13 protein-coding genes are annotated in these 15,630 nt (G+C 70.7%); 6 read left to right on the plus strand and 7 right to left on the minus strand.

Translation table 11 applies throughout. The features are described 5' to 3' along the window. The first annotated feature begins 25 nt into the window (after nucleotides 1-25). A complete protein-coding gene (locus ACIRS4_RS03855; protein ID WP_404189464.1) occupies nucleotides 26-2,338 on the plus strand; it encodes a beta-L-arabinofuranosidase domain-containing protein in 2,313 nt (770 codons plus the stop codon). A 257-nt stretch (nucleotides 2,339-2,595) separates the two neighbouring features. Here the strand turns inward: ACIRS4_RS03855 and ACIRS4_RS03860 are convergent, their stop codons facing one another. Beyond that, nucleotides 2,596-3,531: a LysR family transcriptional regulator gene (locus ACIRS4_RS03860; RefSeq protein ID WP_404189466.1), complete on the minus strand. Its 936-nt coding sequence runs from the start codon at nucleotides 3,529-3,531 to the stop codon at nucleotides 2,596-2,598. Nucleotides 3,532-3,671: 140 nt separating this feature from the next. On the opposite strand from ACIRS4_RS03860, the gene ACIRS4_RS03865 reads away from it, so the two are divergent. The 5 genes from ACIRS4_RS03865 to ACIRS4_RS03885 all read left to right on the plus strand — a co-directional run bounded on the left by ACIRS4_RS03865 (nucleotide 3,672) and on the right by ACIRS4_RS03885 (nucleotide 9,936). Continuing rightward, nucleotides 3,672-4,913, plus strand: a complete 1,242-nt coding sequence (locus ACIRS4_RS03865; RefSeq protein WP_404189469.1) for an MFS transporter — start codon at nucleotides 3,672-3,674, stop codon at nucleotides 4,911-4,913. A 60-nt stretch (nucleotides 4,914-4,973) separates the two neighbouring features. After that, nucleotides 4,974-5,807: a cysteine hydrolase family protein gene (locus tag ACIRS4_RS03870; RefSeq protein ID WP_404189811.1), complete on the plus strand. Its 834-nt coding sequence runs from the start codon at nucleotides 4,974-4,976 to the stop codon at nucleotides 5,805-5,807. Further along, nucleotides 5,768-7,963 carry an MMPL family transporter gene (locus ACIRS4_RS03875; RefSeq protein ID WP_404189472.1) on the plus strand — a complete coding sequence of 732 codons (2,196 nt, stop codon included), beginning with the start codon at nucleotides 5,768-5,770 and terminating at the stop codon, nucleotides 7,961-7,963. The genes ACIRS4_RS03870 and ACIRS4_RS03875 overlap by 40 nt, the downstream gene beginning before the upstream one ends. 90 nt (nucleotides 7,964-8,053) lie before the next feature. Continuing rightward, a complete protein-coding gene (locus tag ACIRS4_RS03880; protein WP_404189475.1) occupies nucleotides 8,054-9,244 on the plus strand; it encodes a sensor histidine kinase in 1,191 nt (396 codons plus the stop codon). Nucleotides 9,245-9,258: 14 nt separating this feature from the next. Next, complete coding sequence (locus ACIRS4_RS03885) at nucleotides 9,259-9,936, plus strand: response regulator (RefSeq protein WP_404189477.1); 678 nt, start codon at nucleotides 9,259-9,261, stop codon at nucleotides 9,934-9,936. A 75-nt stretch (nucleotides 9,937-10,011) separates the two neighbouring features. Here the strand turns inward: ACIRS4_RS03885 and ACIRS4_RS03890 are convergent, their stop codons facing one another. Genes ACIRS4_RS03890 through ACIRS4_RS03915 form a run of 6 tightly spaced genes read right to left on the minus strand, consistent with a single transcriptional unit; the run spans nucleotide 10,012 to nucleotide 15,560 of the window. Next, nucleotides 10,012-11,319, minus strand: coding sequence for an amidohydrolase family protein (locus tag ACIRS4_RS03890; RefSeq protein WP_404189479.1), 1,308 nt, complete (start codon nucleotides 11,317-11,319; stop codon nucleotides 10,012-10,014). 26 nt (nucleotides 11,320-11,345) lie between these two features. Next, complete coding sequence (locus ACIRS4_RS03895; RefSeq protein ID WP_404189482.1) at nucleotides 11,346-11,666, minus strand: hypothetical protein; 321 nt, start codon at nucleotides 11,664-11,666, stop codon at nucleotides 11,346-11,348. Next, entirely contained in the window at nucleotides 11,629-12,048 is a 420-nt protein-coding gene (locus ACIRS4_RS03900) for a hypothetical protein (RefSeq protein ID WP_404189485.1), read from the minus strand. Before ACIRS4_RS03900 ends, ACIRS4_RS03895 begins: the two co-directional genes overlap by 38 nt. Then, the gene (locus ACIRS4_RS03905) at nucleotides 12,045-12,755 is read right to left on the minus strand and encodes an ABC transporter ATP-binding protein (protein WP_404189488.1); all 711 of its coding nucleotides are present in this window, start codon (nucleotides 12,753-12,755) and stop codon (nucleotides 12,045-12,047) included. Before ACIRS4_RS03905 ends, ACIRS4_RS03900 begins: the two co-directional genes overlap by 4 nt. Beyond that, entirely contained in the window at nucleotides 12,752-13,471 is a 720-nt protein-coding gene (locus ACIRS4_RS03910; protein WP_404189491.1) for an ABC transporter ATP-binding protein, read from the minus strand. The genes ACIRS4_RS03905 and ACIRS4_RS03910 overlap by 4 nt, the downstream gene beginning before the upstream one ends. Next, entirely contained in the window at nucleotides 13,449-15,560 is a 2,112-nt protein-coding gene (locus tag ACIRS4_RS03915; RefSeq protein ID WP_404189494.1) for an ABC transporter permease, read from the minus strand. The genes ACIRS4_RS03910 and ACIRS4_RS03915 overlap by 23 nt, the downstream gene beginning before the upstream one ends. Nucleotides 15,561-15,630 lie beyond the last annotated feature (70 nt).

Below are 15,630 nucleotides of genomic sequence, written 5' to 3' on the forward strand. Positions count from 1 at the left end.
CCCATCCCTCACCGAGAGGTTAGAGATGTCCTCCTCCTTAAGCAGGCGACGCCTGCTGCAAGCAGCCGGGGCCACCGCCGCCGCCTCTGCCACCGGGTCCCTGGTCGGCGCATCCCCCGCCCGCGCGGCCGTCCCTCCCGCAAGGGCCGACATCGGGGTCTTGGCGCACCCCTTCACACTCGGTCAGGTCCAGCTCACCGCGAGCCGGTGGCTCGGCAACCAGAACCGTACGCGGAACTACCTGCGGTCCGTCGACGTCGACCGACTGCTGTACAACTTCCGAGCAAACCATCGGCTGTCCACCAACGGCGCAGCGGCCAACGGAGGTTGGGACGCGCCGACGTTTCCTTTCCGCACCCACGTGCAAGGGCACTTCCTCACGGCATGGGCACAGCTGTACGCGGTGACCGGGGACACCACCTGCCGGGACAAGGCGACCACCATGGTGGCGGAGTTGGCCAGATGTCAGGCCAACAACAGCGCAGCCGGTTACAACGCCGGCTACCTCTCCGGCTATCCGGAGTCCGACTTCACCGCGCTCGAACAACGAACCCTGAACAACGGCAACGTGCCGTACTACACCATCCACAAGACCCTCGCCGGTCTGCTGGACGCATGGCGCCACATCGGCAGCACGCAAGCCCGGGACGTGCTGCTCGCCCTGGCGGGGTGGGTCGACCTGCGCACCGGTCGGCTGAGCGGGCAGCAGATGCAGGCCATGCTGGGAACCGAGTTCGGCGGCATGAACGCCGTGCTGACCGACCTCCACCAGCAGACAGGCGACGCGCGGTGGCTCACCGTCGCCCAGCGGTTCGACCACGCCGCGGTGTTCGACCCCCTGGCGTCCGGCCGGGACCAGCTCAACGGACTGCACGCCAACACCCAGGTGCCCAAGTGGATCGGGGCCGCACGGGAGTACAAGGCCACCGGCACGACCCGCTACCGGGACATCGCGTCCAACGCCTGGAACATCACCGTCGACGCACACACCTACGCCATCGGCGGCAACAGCCAGGCGGAGCACTTCCGCGCCCCGAACGCCGTCGCCGGCTACCTGAGCAAGGACACCTGCGAGAGCTGCAACACCTTCAACATGCTCACCCTCACTCGGGAACTGTTCGCCCTGGCCCCGAACCGGGCCGCGCTGTTCGACTACTACGAGCGGGCATGGCTCAACCAGATGATCGGCCAGCAGAATCCGGCCGACGAACACGGCCACGTCACCTACTTCACCCCGCTCAACCCGGGAGGCCGGCGCGGTGTGGGCCCGGCGTGGGGCGGCGGCACCTGGAGCACCGACTACGGCACCTTCTGGTGCTGCCAGGGCACGGGCCTGGAGATGCACACCAGGCTGATGGACTCCATCTACTACCGCAACGACAACACGCTGATCGTGAACCTCTTCGTGCCCTCGGTGCTCAACTGGTCAGAGCGCGGAATCACCGTCACGCAGACCACGTCGTACCCGGTCAGCGACACCACGACCTTGCAGGTCACCGGCAACGTCAGTGGAACCTGGGCGATGCGCGTCCGCATCCCGAGCTGGACCGTCGGGGCCACCATCAGCGTGAACGGCACCGCGCAGAACATCACCACCACGCCCGGCAGCTACGCCACCCTGACCCGTTCCTGGAGTTCCGGCGACACGGTAACCGTCCGCCTGCCCATGCGAGTGGTCATGCGAGCGGCCAACGACAACGCGAGCGTCGCCGCGATCACCTACGGCCCGGTGGTCCTGTCCGGCAACTACGGTGACACTGCGCTCAGTTCACTCCCGTCGCTCAACACCTCCTCGATCTCACGGACCAGCAGCAGTTCGCTCGCCTTCACCGCCACCGCCAACGGCTCCACCGTCAACCTGGGACCGTTCCACGACGCACACGGCCACAACTACACCGTCTACTGGAACGTCAGCGACACCAGCACTGTGCGTCTCGCCAACGCGGGCAGCGGTCTTGTTCTGGGCATCCAGGACATGTCCACGGCCGACGGCGGCCGCGCACTGCAGTGGAACGACTCGGGTACCGCGGACCACAACTGGCAGATGATCCCCGACGGAAACGGATTCCGCTTCCGCAACGCGCACAGCGGCAAGGTGCTCGGCGTCCAGAACATGTCCACGACGGACGGTGCGACGGTCCTGCAGTGGTCGGACAACGGCACGGCCGACCACGTATGGACGCTGCTCGACCAGGGAGACGGCACCTACAAGATCCGCAACGGGAACAGCGGCAAGCTGCTCGCCATCGCGAACAACTCCACCGCCGCCGGCGCGTTCGCGGTCCAGGACTCGGACAACGGCACGGCCGACAACCGGTGGCGCATCGTGCGGAACTGAGGTCGACCGTACGACCCCCGATCGCTCTCCTTTGGCCTCGCCTGCTCGGCTACCCGACCATTGTGGGAACGCACGCCGATGCCGTGGGCCTGCGTCGGGTTCGCCGGGCCCCCGACCCGCTCGCCGGTCCAGCGCACCCGCACCGGCGGCCTCACGCATCTCCTCACCAAGCCCCGGGCGTCCGAGTGCCGCATCGCACTCCCGGCCGAATGCAACCACTCCCTCGAGAGCATCAGGACCGGCAGGAAAGGGGCCGTTCAGCGCGGAATCACCCAGCCCGGTGCCCAGGTGCCGGCGGCGTCGTGGTCGGCCGTCGTGGCGGCGAGGTGGGTGCGGAGGGTGGCCAGCGCCGGGTGGGGGTTGTCGCGGTGCCAGAGGAGCGAGTGCGGGTAGACGGGCGTCGGGTCGGTCACCGGGATGCGGCGCAGGCCGTGGTCAGCGGGCCAGATGAGGCGGGTGTGCTCGCCCATGAAGGTGGCCAGGGCCGGGGTGTCGGAGATGGTGTCGAGGAGCGCGTCGGAGCCGAAGTTGGGGCCGGTCACCTCAATGGTGAGGCCGAACTCGGCGACGAGGTCGTCGTAGTAGGCGCCCCACTCGGTACCGGGGGCGATGCCGGGCATCCAGATCCGGTGCCCGGTGAGCTGGGCGACGGTCACGGACCGGGCGCCTGCCAATGCGTGGGCGGGGCCGGTGAGGAGCTGGAGCGGCTCGTCGAGCACCCGGATGGACTCGATGTCCTCGGGGAGGGGTCGGCCTGGCGCGGCGACGGCGCGGAAGGACGCGTCGATCGCACCGGAGCGAATGGCGGTGACGGCGGTCTCGATGTCGAACAGCATCATCACGTCGAGGTCGATCTCGGGGTGTGCGCGATGGAAACCGCGCATCAGGCTCGACTGCGCGCTGCGCGAGGCGATCACGTCGACGCGAAGCGGACGGTGGCCGGGGCGCACGGACGCGCCTGCACGCTCGGCGACGCGCAGCAGCTCGCGTGCGTGGGGCAGGAACGCCTGACCATCGATGGTGAGCTCAGCTCCGCGTGGGGCACGGGTGAACAATCGCACGCCGAGGGTGCGCTCCAGCGCGGCGATGCGTTTGGAGACGGCCTGCTGGGTGATCGAAAGGTCGGCGGCGGCTTTCTGGAACTGGCCCGCTTCCGCGACGGCGACGAAGGTACGCACTGCTTCGAGATCCACGCCGACCCACCTTAGTGAACAACTGATTGTTGTGGATTGCCGGCAGGTCAGTTGTTTGACCTGCTGTTGTCCTGCCCGCTTATCTCTCCATGGTCAACGTCAGTTTGTTCCGGTGGGGCCTCAAAGGGAGTGCGCTGAGCGTGGTGGGCAGGAGACGGTTGGGTCGGCAGTTCGGCTGGCTGTGGGCGTCATATGCGGTGAGCGCATATGGGTCCGGGCTGGGGTTCGGGGCTTTGCCGCTGATCGCCGTGCTGGTGCTGCATGCCGGACCCGCCGAGGTGTCCGCCCTGTCGGCGGTGGGACCTGCGGTGGGTGCGCTGATTGCGGTGCCGCTCGCGCCATGGGTGGAGTTCCGGCACAAGCGCCCAGTCATGATCATGATGGACCTGGCCCGGTTCACGGCCATGGCGACCATCCCGGTCGCCTACGCCTTCGGATGGCTCAGTTTCGTCCAACTGCTCGTGGTCTCCGCCGTGGTCGCCGCAGCCAAGATCGCGTTCAATGCGGCCGGCGGCGCCTGTCTCAAGGCCCTCGTGCGGCCGGACGACCTGCTCATCGCCAACGCGCGGTTCGAGTCCACGAACTGGAGCTCCATCGCAGTGGGGCCACCGCTGGGCGGGGCGGCGATCGGCCTGTTCGGGCCGGTCACCACCGTGGTGGCCGACGCGCTCAGCCATTTGCTCTCCGCGTTGGGCATCACCGCGATCCGCGGCCAGGAAGAAGCGCAGCGAACGACCGACAAGAGCCCGGTCCGGGCGAGCGCACTGCTCGACGGCTGGCGACACCTCATGGGCCACCCCGGTCTGCGTGCCCTCTACCTCAACCAAATGCTCGTCGCCGGGCTGATCATGGCCACCGAGCCGCTGCTCGCCGTGGTCCTGCTTCGCCAGTTCGGGTTCCCGCCCTGGCAGTACGCCCTCGCCTTCGCCGCCCCCTGTCTCGGCGGACTCATCGGCTCGCGGCTGGCCCGTCGTGTCGTGGCTCGCTTCGGCCGGCACTGGTTCCGGACCGTCGGCACCTTGCGCGCCATCTGGCTGATCGGCCTGGCCTTTGTCCGTCCCGGCGTCGTCGGCCTCGTCACCGTGATCGCCGTCGAGCTGGCAATCATCATCAACATGAGCCTGTACAGCCCGGTGCTCGCCACCTACCGGCTCGAGCACACCCCAAAGCATCTCGTCGCCCGCACCCTGTCGGCCTGGTCGATCGGCCAGCAGGCGTCCATCGCCGTCCTCACCGCACTCGCCGGGCTGCTCGCCGACGCCACCAGCCCACGTACCGCTCTCACGGTCGCAGGACTGCTCATCTTGACCACACCGCTCCTGCTTCCCCGACACGACCAGACGTCACAGCACGAGCCGGAACTGTCCCGCAGCCACTCATGAGGCACCACAACTTGCCACCCGCAGGCCGCAGCCGGTCCGCCGACGCGTGTCCGCGTCGACCTGGCACACCACCGGTCAAGGAGAACTCCCGGGAGCACTGCCCCCGCGCTTGACCCCGCCCGCACCGCTCTTCTCGTCATGGACCACCAGCCCGCGATCCTGGCCTTTGTGCCCGAAGGCGAGGACCGAAACGCGCTGCTCGGTGGTGTGGAAGGGGCCGTCGTCGACGTCCGCGCAAACGGCGGCACCATCGCCTACGTACGCGTCGGCTTCACCGGTACCGACTGGGACGCGATCCCAGCCTCCAACAAGTCCTTCGCCCCGCTGGCCCGACACCGCGTCATGCACCACGAGGCGCCTGCCGCTGCCATCCACGAGCGCCTGGCCCCTCAGGACAGCGACATCGTCGTGCGCAAGACCCGCTACGGCGGCATGTCCACCACCGACCTCGACCAGCAACTACGCGAGCGTGGCATCACCACTCTGGTCGTGTCCGGCATCAGCACCAGTGGCGCCGTCCTGTCCACCGTCATCGACGCGGCCGACGGCGACTACCGGCTCCACGTCCTGGCTGACGGTGTCGCCGACCCGGACACCGAAGTCCACGATGTCCTGCTCCACCACGTCTTCCCCTCACGGGCCCACATCATCGACACCACCGAGCTGCGCGACATCGCCCGGCACTGCGGCGCTCCCGTTTCGCTGCCGAGCGGTCGCCGCCGATCTGCTGCGATCGCAGTAGACGAAAGAGCCTGCGTACGGCCAACGACGAGAGGCCGGAGAACTGCGACTGTTCGGGTGGGTCGAGATCGTCGGCCCACACGCACATGGCAGTCCCCTCGAAAGGCTCGTCGATGTCCTCTCTCGCCCGCTGGTGCCACCGGCACCGGCTAGCCGTCGTCCTGGTCTGGGTGGGCTTGTTGCTCGCTCTCGGTGCCGGAGTCGGTGCGGCCGGCAGCGCCTTCGGCAACAGCCCGACCTCGCAGGACACCGACTCAGCCCGGGCGACGGCACTGCTCCAGCAGGCCTCCAACAGCGCGGCGGGCAAGAGCGGCAGGGTGGTCTGGCAGGTGAACGGCGGAAGGGTCACCGAGCCCGCCGCCGAGCAGACGATGACCAAGACCCTGAAGGAGATAGCCGAGGCGCCGGGCGTCGCCGGGGTGACCAGCCCCTACACGCCGGCCGGCCAGGGACAGATCAGCAAGGACAGTCGGACGGCCTACGCCTCGGTCGCGTTCGACCGGGACGTGGAGGACGCCCAGGTCGACCATGTGAAGGAACTCGCCACCGGCCCGGAGTCGGAGAACCTGCACATCGCCCTCAACGGGCAGGCGTTCACCGTCAACCCCGAACCCAACGCGGTAGCCGACGCCATGGGCATCGTCCTCGCCTTCGTCGTGTTGCTGTTCGTCTTCCGGGCGATCTGGGTGGCGGCGCTGCCGATCCTCACGGCCGTCGTCGGTGTCGGCACCTCCGCGGTCGCGGTGATGCTGCTCAGCCACGTCATCACGCTCTCCGACACCACACTGACCCTGGGTTCGCTGATCGGTCTGGGCGTGGGCATCGACTACGCGCTCTTCATCGTCAACCGCCACCGCGCCAACCTCATGGCGGGCATGGGCGTCGCCGAGTCGGTCGCCAAGTCCCTCAACACCTCCGGGCGGGCCGTGGTGTTCGCCGGTCTGACCGTCGTCGTCGCGCTGCTGGGCATGCTCACCCTGAACGTCGGCATCATCAACGGCATGGCGATCGGCGCGGCCGTCACCGTCGTCCTGACCGTGCTGGCCGCCATCACCCTGCTCCCGGCGCTGCTCGGCATGATCGGCCCGCGCGTCCTCAGCAAGAAGGAGCGCCACGGCACGGCTGGTCGGGCGAGCCGCCCGTCCTCCGGGCGCGGCGGGCTGTGGCACCGGTGGGCCGAGCGCGTCCAGGCGCGGCCCAAGACCCTGGGTGTCGTCGCCCTGGCCGTGCTCGCCGCTCTCGCGCTGCCGACGCTGTCGCTGCGCCTGGGGGCGTCCGACGACGGCAACCTGCCCACGACCTCGACGAACCGTCAGGCGTACGACATGATCGCCGACGGCTTCGGCCCCGGCTTCAACGGCCCCCTCGTGCTCGCCGTCCAGGCCCCCACCGCCGCCGACAAGGCCGCCGAGGCGAAGCTCGTCACCGCTCTCGAGCAGGTCGACGGTGTCGCCGACGCCAACGCCGCGCCCATGAAGGACGGGCAGACCGTCGGTGTGATCCAGGTCGTCCCGACGACCTCCCCGCAGTCGGAGGCCACGTCCGACCTCATCCATCACCTGCGGGACGACGTGATCCCCGAGGCTGAGCAGGGGACGTCGATGAAGGTCTACGTGGGTGGTGTCACCGCGAGCAACGACGACTTCGCTTCGGTCCTGATGGGCAAGCTTCCGATCTTCGTGCTGGTGATCGCCGCCCTGGGATTCCTGCTGCTGACCGTCGCCTTCCGCAGCCTGCTCATCCCGGCGGTCGGCGCACTGCTCAACATCCTCAGCATCGGGGTCGCCTTCGGCGCGATCGTGGTGGTCTTCCAGTACGGCTTCGGCGCCGGAGCGCTCGGGCTCGGGGCCGGCGGACCGATCGAGTCGTTCGTGCCGATCCTGGTCGTCGGCATCATGTTCGGCCTGTCCATGGACTACCAGGTCTTCCTGGTCAGCCGGATGCGCGAGGAGTGGACGCACACCGGCGACAGCCACCGCGCGGTCCGGGTCGGACAGGCCGAGACCGGCAAGGTGATCGTCGTCGCCGCGACCATCATGGTCTGCGTGTTCGGTTCCTTCGTCTTCGGCGGCATGCGCGTCATCTCCGAGTTCGGCGTCAGCCTCGCCGTCGCCGTCGCCGTCGACGCCCTGCTGATCCGCATGGTCGTCGTACCGGCGCTGATGCACCTGTGCGGACGGGCCAACTGGTGGCTGCCCCGCCGCCTGGACAAGGCCCTGCCCAACGTCTCCGTGGAAGGCCCCGCCGACGAGCCCACGCTGCTGCTGCACGCGGTGCAGGAGCCTCAGACCAGTGGCCTGACCCGCTGACCTCCAGCACGACGGACCGACATCGCACGCGGGCCGGTGGAAGGCGGGTGACCTCGCCTTCCACCGGCCGGCGCTGCTTAGAGTGAGAGAATGGAACTGCCCATGATGTGGCGACAGTGGCTGGCCCGTCATGACCGGATCACCGACGTCCTGCCCGCGGTGCCTCTGCTCGTGATCGCCGCGGGGGCGACCGCCGCCGGTCAGCACGGCTGGCAGCAGCCTCGTTGGCACGATGTCGTGTGGACGGCGCTGTCCTGCGTGCCGTTGGCCTTCCGGAGCCGCTGGCCGCTGGGCGTGGCCCTGTTCACGGTGGCGGGCGACCTCACGCTGATGGCCGTCGCCCCGCACATCGCGCCGACCCCGGCGGCGAGCCTGATCGCCCTGTACACCCTGGCCCTCCTCGGCAGCCGGCGCACCGCGTGGATCGTCGGCTCCGTCTCGGCCGTGGCGATCACCGGTGTCTACGCCGCGACACACGCGGAGTCCGTGGTGGCGGGGGCCAGCCTGTTGCGGTTCGACTTCGCACTCGCAGCCACCGCGCTCGGCCGCGCCGTCCTCAACCGCCGTCAGAGCCTCGCGGCGGCCAGGGAACGTGTGGACCACGCCGAACGCACACGGGAGGAAGAGGCCCGGCGCCGGGTCGCGGAGGAACGCGTGCGCATCGCGCGCGACCTGCACGACGTCGTCGCCCACCACATCACCCTGGTCAACGCCCAGGCCGGCGTGGCTCACCACCTCATGCGCGCCAACCCCGACCAGGCGTACGAGGCGCTCGCCCACATCAAGGACAACAGCCGCGCCGCGCTCGACGAACTGCGGGCCACCGTCGGCCTGTTGCGTCAGCCCGACGACGCGCCGGGCTCGCGGGCACCCATCCCGCGTCTGGCCGATCTCGACGCTCTGGTCGGCGGGTTCCAGGCGAGCGGGCTGTCCGTGTGGGTGGCCCGGACCGGGGCTCCCTCGCCCCTGGCGCCGGCCACCGAACTGACCGCCTACCGCATCATCCAGGAGGCCCTCACCAACACGCACAAACACGCGTCCGCGACCCGGACCGCGGTGGTCCTGGACTACGGCGTGCACGCGCTGCGGGTCACCGTGACGGACGACGGGCGCCCCGGTACGCCGAAGGGCGCGGGCGGCGGCCACGGCCTGATCGGGATGCGCGAGCGGGCCATCGCCATCGGCGGTACCATCACCGCCGGGCCCCGGCCGGAGGGCGGTTTCCAGGTCGTCGCCGACCTGCCGCTCTCCCTCGCCCCCTCCCTGCCTGACGCCCCCTGAGGAAGAGACCGTCCATGTCCATTCGCGTCCTGCTCGCCGACGACCAGGCCCTGCTCCGCGGCACCTTCCGGCTGCTCATCGACGCACAGCCCGACATGGACGTCGTCGCGGAGGCCTCCAACGGACGGGAGGCGGCCCGGCTGGCCCGGGCCGAGCGCGCCGACGTGGTGGTCATGGACATCCGGATGCCCGAGGTCGACGGTATCGAGGCGACCCGGCTGATCGCCCAGGACGAGGACCTGGCCGGGGTGAAGGTCCTCGTCCTGACCACCTTCGAGGAGGACGACCTCGTCATCGAGGCCCTGCGGGCGGGGGCGAGCGGATTCCTGGGCAAGGGAGTCGAACCGGCTCAACTGCTCGACGCCGTCCGCCTGGTGGCCGGCGGAGAGGCACTGCTCTCCCCGACGGCCACCAAGGGCCTCATCGCCCGTGTCCTCGCCCAGCCCTCCCCCGGCGATTTCGTCGACGCCGCCCGCCTGGCCACCCTGACCCCCCGGGAACGGGAGGTGCTGACCCTGGTGGGCTCCGGCCTGGCCAACGACGAGATCGCCGAACGCCTCTTCGTCACGCCCGTGACCGTCAAGACCCACGCCAACCGGGCGATGGCCAAACTCGGCGCCCGCGACCGTGCCCAGCTCGTCGTCATCGCCTACGAGACCGGCCTGGTGCGCGCGAGGGAACGGCGCGGCTGAGGCCCGCCCGCCGTGGCCGGCGACTCGGCCGGCCAGAGCGGGCCGCCGGAGCCGGCCGCCGCCTGCGTCCGCCGGTCAGCCCCCCTTCTGCTGCGCGGCGGCGAGCGCGGCCTCAGCCTTCCTGCGGTAGACGGCCAGCTTCTCGGCGGGGGCGATGATCTGGCGGCTGCGGGACCTGACGGACACGTCGTGGTCCCCCGCGGCCCTGCGCAGCGCGCCCACGGTGGCCTGTTCGCGGGGGACGTGGGTGAACGGGTCGAAGGAGTACCAGCGCATCGCGTTCGCGTGCGTCATCTTGTCGATGTCGACGTCCGGCACGGAGTGCGCGGTCAGCACCTCGTGGAGTTCCTCGGGGGCGTTGGGCCACATCGAGTCGCTGTGCGGGTAGTCGGCCTCCCAGCAGATGTTGTCGATGCCGATGTCGTGACGGAGCTTCACCCCGATCGGGTCGCTGATGAAGCAGGTCAGGAAGTGCTCGCGGAAGATCTCCGAGGGCTGCTTGCCACCGAAGTCCTGGAGGGTCCAGGTGGCGTGCATCTCGTAGGTGCGGTCGAGACGGTCCAGGAAGTACGGGATCCAGCCGGTGCCGCCCTCCGACAGCGCGATCCTGATGGCCGGGTACTCCTTGAGGACGCGGGACCACATCAGGTCCGCGGCCGCCTGCACCAGGTTGATGGGCTGGAGGGTCATCATCACGTCCGGCGGCGCGTCGGGCGCGGTGATGGCGAGGCGGCCGGAGGACCCGATGTGCAGATTCATGACCGTGCCGCAGTCGGTCAGGGCCCGCCATACCGGGTCCCAGTACTCGGAGTGGAAGCTGGGGTAGCCGAGCGGGACGGGGTTTTCCGGGAAGGTGAGGGCGTGACAGCCCTTCTCGGCGACCCGTCTTATCTCCTGGGCGCACAGTTCGGCGTCCCAGATGGCGGGGAGTGCCATGGGGATGAAGCGGCCGGGATGGGCGGCGCACCACTCGTCGATGTGCCAGTCGTTGTAGGCGCGCACCAGGGCGAGCGAGAAGTCGGAGTCCTCGGTGGCGAACAGGCGGGCGGAGAAGCCGGGGAAGGAGGGGAAGTTCATCTGGGCGAGGACGCCGCCGGCGTTCATGTCGGCGACGCGTTCGTCGACGTCGTAGCAGCCGGGCCGGATCTCCTCCAGGCCCTGCGGCTCCATGCCGTACTCCTCCTTGGGCCGGCCCGCGACCGCGTTGAGCGCCGCGTTGCCTATCCGGGCGTCCCGGAACTGCCAGACGTCGCTGCCGTCCTCGCTGTGGACCAGACGCGGAGCGTCCTTCTTGTAGCGGGCGGGCAGGTGGTTGGCGAACAGGTCCGGCGGTTCGATGATGTGGTCGTCGACGCTGATGAGGATCATGTCGTCGCGGTCCATGGGACTCCTTGTGGCTGAGGGGCGGATCAGTCCGAGGCGGGCAGGGCCTTGGGCGGTTTGATCGCCAGGGGCTCTCCTGCGTACGTGAGGCGGCCGGCGCCGGAGGCGGTGCAGAGGAGTTCGAGCGTGTCGGCCGGGTCGACGTAGCGCTTGCCGATGAGGGTGTCCGGAGCCTGGCCCGACGGCTGCGGGGCGGGGGCTTCCTGGGCCGGCAGCATCGGGCTGCCGCCGCATTCGACCGGGCCCGTCACCTGCTGCGGAGCCCGGATCACGATGACGCGGGTGGTGCCGGTGACCGAGGCCAGTTGGTCACCGGGGCGCAGGCCCGGGGTGGGGGGTGACGCCATGGCGCGGTTCTCCTTGGTGTGCGGGTGCGGGTGCTGGTGCGGGCGGGGCGAGCGTCTCCCCGAGCCGGTCCAGGTCGTAGGACTGGCGGGCGAGCCAGAAGCGCAGGAATCCGGTGAGCGAGTAGCGCAGGAACAGGGCTCCGCCCACCACGGTGGCGGCGATGCCGCCGAGGCCGATGGCGAGCGCGTCGCCCTGGGCGAGGGAGTTGTCGGTGGCGTGGGCGAGCGGGAAGGCGAGCATGCCCAGCACGAGCCCGGCGGCCATGAGCCCTCCGCCCAGGCGCAGCCAGAGGGTGGCGCGGGCGGCGGCGGGGTCGGGGATCTTGAGTTCTGCGAGTTCGCGGATGAACCGTTCTGCACGCGCGTCGGGAGGTGCGGTCATGTCGGGCTCCCCAGGTAGTAGGAGGAGAGTTCGGCGTGCAGGGAGCCGTCGGGGTGCCCCTGCCACCGGATGCGGCCGCGGACGAGGACGGCGGCATGGTCGGCGATCTTCAGCACGGCCGTGGCGAACTGCTCGACGACGAGCACGGCGACGCCCTGCCGGGCGATCTCGACGACGAGTTCGTACAGCTCGGCGACGACCACCGGGGCGAGGCCCATGGAGAGCTCGTCCAGGAGGAGGACGGCCGGGTCGGTGGCGAGGCCGCGGGCCAGGGCGAGCATCTGCTGTTCGCCGCCGGAGAGCGTGCCCGCGGGCTGGGCGCGCCGGGTCGCGAGGACGGGGAAGCGGGCGTAGGCGTTCTCCTCGATCTCCTGCCGGGCGCGGCCCGTGAAGGTCATCATCCGGAGGTTGTCTCGCACGGAGAGGTTGGGGAAGACGCCGCGGCCCTGAGGCACCAGGCACACGCCGGCGCGGGCGAGGTCGCGGGGGTGGATGCCGGTGGCGTCCCGGCCGCCGAGCAGCAACCGGCCGGAGCTGGGCCGGTGCACTCCGGCGGCGACCGACAGGAGGGTGGTCTTGCCGGCTCCGTTGGGGCCGAGGAGAGCCACCACCCGGCCCGCCTCGACGGCCAGGTCGACCGCGTGCAGGACGGTGATGGCACCGTGGGCGGCGTGGATGTCCTCCAGCTCCAGCAGGGGTCCGCTCATGGCCGTGCTTCCCCCAGATAGGCGGCGAGGACCCTCGGGTCCTGCCGGACGCGGGCGGGCGGGCCGCCCGCGACGACGGTGCCCAGGTCGAGGACGTACACGTCGTCGCAGACGGTCATGACCAGGCTCATGTCGTGCTCGACGAGCAGAACGGCCGTGCCCTCGTCGGCCAGCGAGCGCAGCAGCCGGCCGAACCGAGCCGTCTCGTCGGCGTCCTGTCCGGCCGCGGGTTCGTCGAGGAGCAGGACGCGTGGGCGCAGGACGAGGGCGCGGCCGACCTCGACGAGGCGGGCCAGGCCGGTGGGGAGCGTGTCCGCGGGGTCGTCCGCCACGCCGGTCAGTCCGAGCCGCTCCAGTACCGTGTCGGCCGTTCGGGCGGCGTGGCGGCGGCCGGGACCGAGTTCGGCGGCGACCAGGAGGTTGTCGCGCACGGAGAGGCGGCCGAAGAGCTCCAGGTGCTGGAAGGTGCGGGACATGCCGCGCCGGGCGCGGCGGGCGGGACCCTCGCGGGTGATGTCGCGGTCGCCGAGACGGACCCGGCCCGCGCGAGGGCGGCGCAGCCCGCACACCACGTCGAACAGGGTGGACTTTCCGGCGCCGTTGGGGCCGATGAGGCCGGTGATCCGGCCCGCCTCGGCGCTCAGGGACACGCCGTCGAGAGCGCGGCGGCCTCCGAAGGAGACGGTGACCCCCTCAGCGCGCAGCAGTGGTGGCACGGCTCAGCACCTCCCCGTCGTCGGGCCGCCAGGGGCGGCGCAGGCCCCACCACTCGGGCGGGATGTCGGTGGGCGGCTGCCGTCGGGCGGTCGCACGGGAGCGCAGCAGCAGGGCGGTGACGACGCCGACCGTGAGAAGCAGCCGGCCGTTCGTCACGTCGAGGGCGGCGAGCAGCCAGCACCCGCCGAGGACGGCGAGCAGGGCGGACAACAGGGGCCGGTTCCGGCCCAGCGGCCGCCATTCGGCGCGCATCCGGGCCAGTACGCCGCTGGGGCTCCGGGCGAGGCCCATGCCGGCGAGGGCGACGAGCAGGGACGTCACGTCGTGGGCCCATGGGCCGGCCCCGTGCAGCAGCTGCGCCGGGGCGACGAAGGCGATGCCGGTGAACAGTCCCGTGCCGACGGCGCCGAGACCGCCGATGACGGCGATCAGGAAGAGGGGCAGTCCGGCGACGAGGTTGAACTGCTCGGCGGTGACGGTCTTCAGCTGCATGCCGTACAGGGCGCCACCCAGCCCCGCGATGCCCGCGGACAGTGCGAAGACGGCGGTCTTGGTGGCGAGGAGCCGTCCGCCGAGGGTGGCGTAGGCGGCCTCGCTGTCGCGCAGTGCGATCAGCCGGCGGCCGAAGCGGCCGCGGCGCAGCGCGGCCACACCGAGCGAGGCGAGGGCGAGGCAGGCGGCGGAGAGCACCAGCAGCTGGGCCGGGGACGTGAGGTGCAGGCCGAACAGGTCGGGGCCGGTGACCGCGACCGAGCCCTGGTCGAAGAAGGCGATGCGCACGCCCAGTACCTCGAAGGAGGGCAGGGTGAAGATCCAACGGTCGAGGACCACGGCGAAGGCCGCGGTGCCGAGGGCCAGGTAGATACCGGACAGGCGCAGCGCGGGCAGCGCGATCAGCGCGCCGACGGCCCCGGCGACCAGGACGGCTACGGGCAGTGCCCACAACTCGCCGTGGGCGCCGAGGTGTCCCCAGACCACGGCTCCGATGCCGGCGATGGACAGCTGGCACAGGGAGATCTGTCCGGTGTATCCCGCGAGCGGCACGAAGGACAGGGCGATGACGCCGAGCGGGAAGAGTGTGCCGTAGGAGATGACGGCGTCCTCCGTCAGGACCGTCACCAGCACCAGGGCGAACAACAGGACGGCGCCCGCCAGGAGGAGGCTGCCGCGTGCCGTGGGGAGGGGGACGGGAACCGGGGTGCGGCCCCGGCCGCGCAGCCGGCGGTGGGGGAAGGCCAGCAGGGCCAGGAACAGCAGCAGGGCGGGGGCGGCCAGGCGCAGGCCGGGCAGGTAGTCGTTCTGCGGCAGGTATCCGGCGAGGTAGGCCTCCAGCAGGCCCACGACGAGCGCCCCGAGGAAGGTGAGCGGGAGGCTGCGCAGGCGGCCGAACACGGCGGCGGTGTACGCGCTGACGATGAGCAGGGAGAGCTGCTGGGCGTCGAGTGCGACGGCCGGGGCGATGAGGATGCCGCCGACGGCGGCGAGTTGGATGCCGAGCACCCAGGCGAGGCGGGTGGCGCGCAGTGGGTCCGCGCCGGTGAGGCCCGCGAGCGCCCGGTCGTCGACGCAGGCGCGCATCTCCGTGCCGGCGCGGGTGCGGTGCAGCAGGAACCACAGGGCTCCGGCGATCGCGAGGGCGACCGCCATGGTGATGGCCTGGTGCCAGGTGACCGCGGCCGGGCCGATGCGCAGGGCGGGCCGGTCGGCGAGGAACGGCGTGAGCGGGCGCGCGGTGTTGGGGTCCCACACCCAGCGGGCGAACGCGATGCAGCCCGTGAGGAGCGCGACGGTCATCACCAGGCGTTCGGCCTCGCCGAGGGCCTGCACCGGCCGCATCAGCACGCGTTCGACGAACAGCCCGAAGGCCGGGGCCAGGACGAGCAGGACGAAGGCGAGGGCGAGGGGGACCGGCCAGCCCCACCCGACGGCCAGTTGCCAGTAGGCGAAGGCGGACAGCATCCCGGCCGCGCCATGGGCGAAGTTGAACACACCTGTGGTGGCGTGGGTGACCACCAGACCGGTGCCGATCACGGCGTAGACGGCGGCGGTGCTCAGGCCCACGACCGTGAAGGCCAGGAACTGATCCATGGCTTGGAAATTAGCTTCTCCCTATTGGAGAAGCAACCATCCGGAGTGATACTCCTCTAGCGAGAATGTA

Origin of the sequence: Streptomyces sp. NPDC101166 (assembly GCF_044768125.1) — a bacterium.
GTDB lineage: Bacteria > Actinomycetota > Actinomycetes > Streptomycetales > Streptomycetaceae > Streptomyces.

Excerpts from the sequence above, each read along its gene's own strand:
- ACIRS4_RS03855 (WP_404189464.1), top strand. The coding sequence starts at position 26 with ATGTCCTCCTCCTTAAGCAGGCGACGCCTGCTGCAAGCAGCCGGGGCC.
- ACIRS4_RS03875 (WP_404189472.1), top strand. The coding sequence starts at position 5,768 with ATGTCCTCTCTCGCCCGCTGGTGCCACCGGCACCGGCTAGCCGTCGTC.
- ACIRS4_RS03880 (WP_404189475.1), top strand. The coding sequence starts at position 8,054 with ATGGAACTGCCCATGATGTGGCGACAGTGGCTGGCCCGTCATGACCGG.
- ACIRS4_RS03885 (WP_404189477.1), top strand. The coding sequence starts at position 9,259 with ATGTCCATTCGCGTCCTGCTCGCCGACGACCAGGCCCTGCTCCGCGGC.
- ACIRS4_RS03890 (WP_404189479.1), bottom strand. The coding sequence starts at position 11,319 with ATGGACCGCGACGACATGATCCTCATCAGCGTCGACGACCACATCATC.
- ACIRS4_RS03895 (WP_404189482.1), bottom strand. The coding sequence starts at position 11,666 with ATGGCGTCACCCCCCACCCCGGGCCTGCGCCCCGGTGACCAACTGGCC.
- ACIRS4_RS03900 (WP_404189485.1), bottom strand. The coding sequence starts at position 12,048 with ATGACCGCACCTCCCGACGCGCGTGCAGAACGGTTCATCCGCGAACTC.
- ACIRS4_RS03905 (WP_404189488.1), bottom strand. The coding sequence starts at position 12,755 with ATGAGCGGACCCCTGCTGGAGCTGGAGGACATCCACGCCGCCCACGGT.
- ACIRS4_RS03915 (WP_404189494.1), bottom strand. The coding sequence starts at position 15,560 with ATGGATCAGTTCCTGGCCTTCACGGTCGTGGGCCTGAGCACCGCCGCC.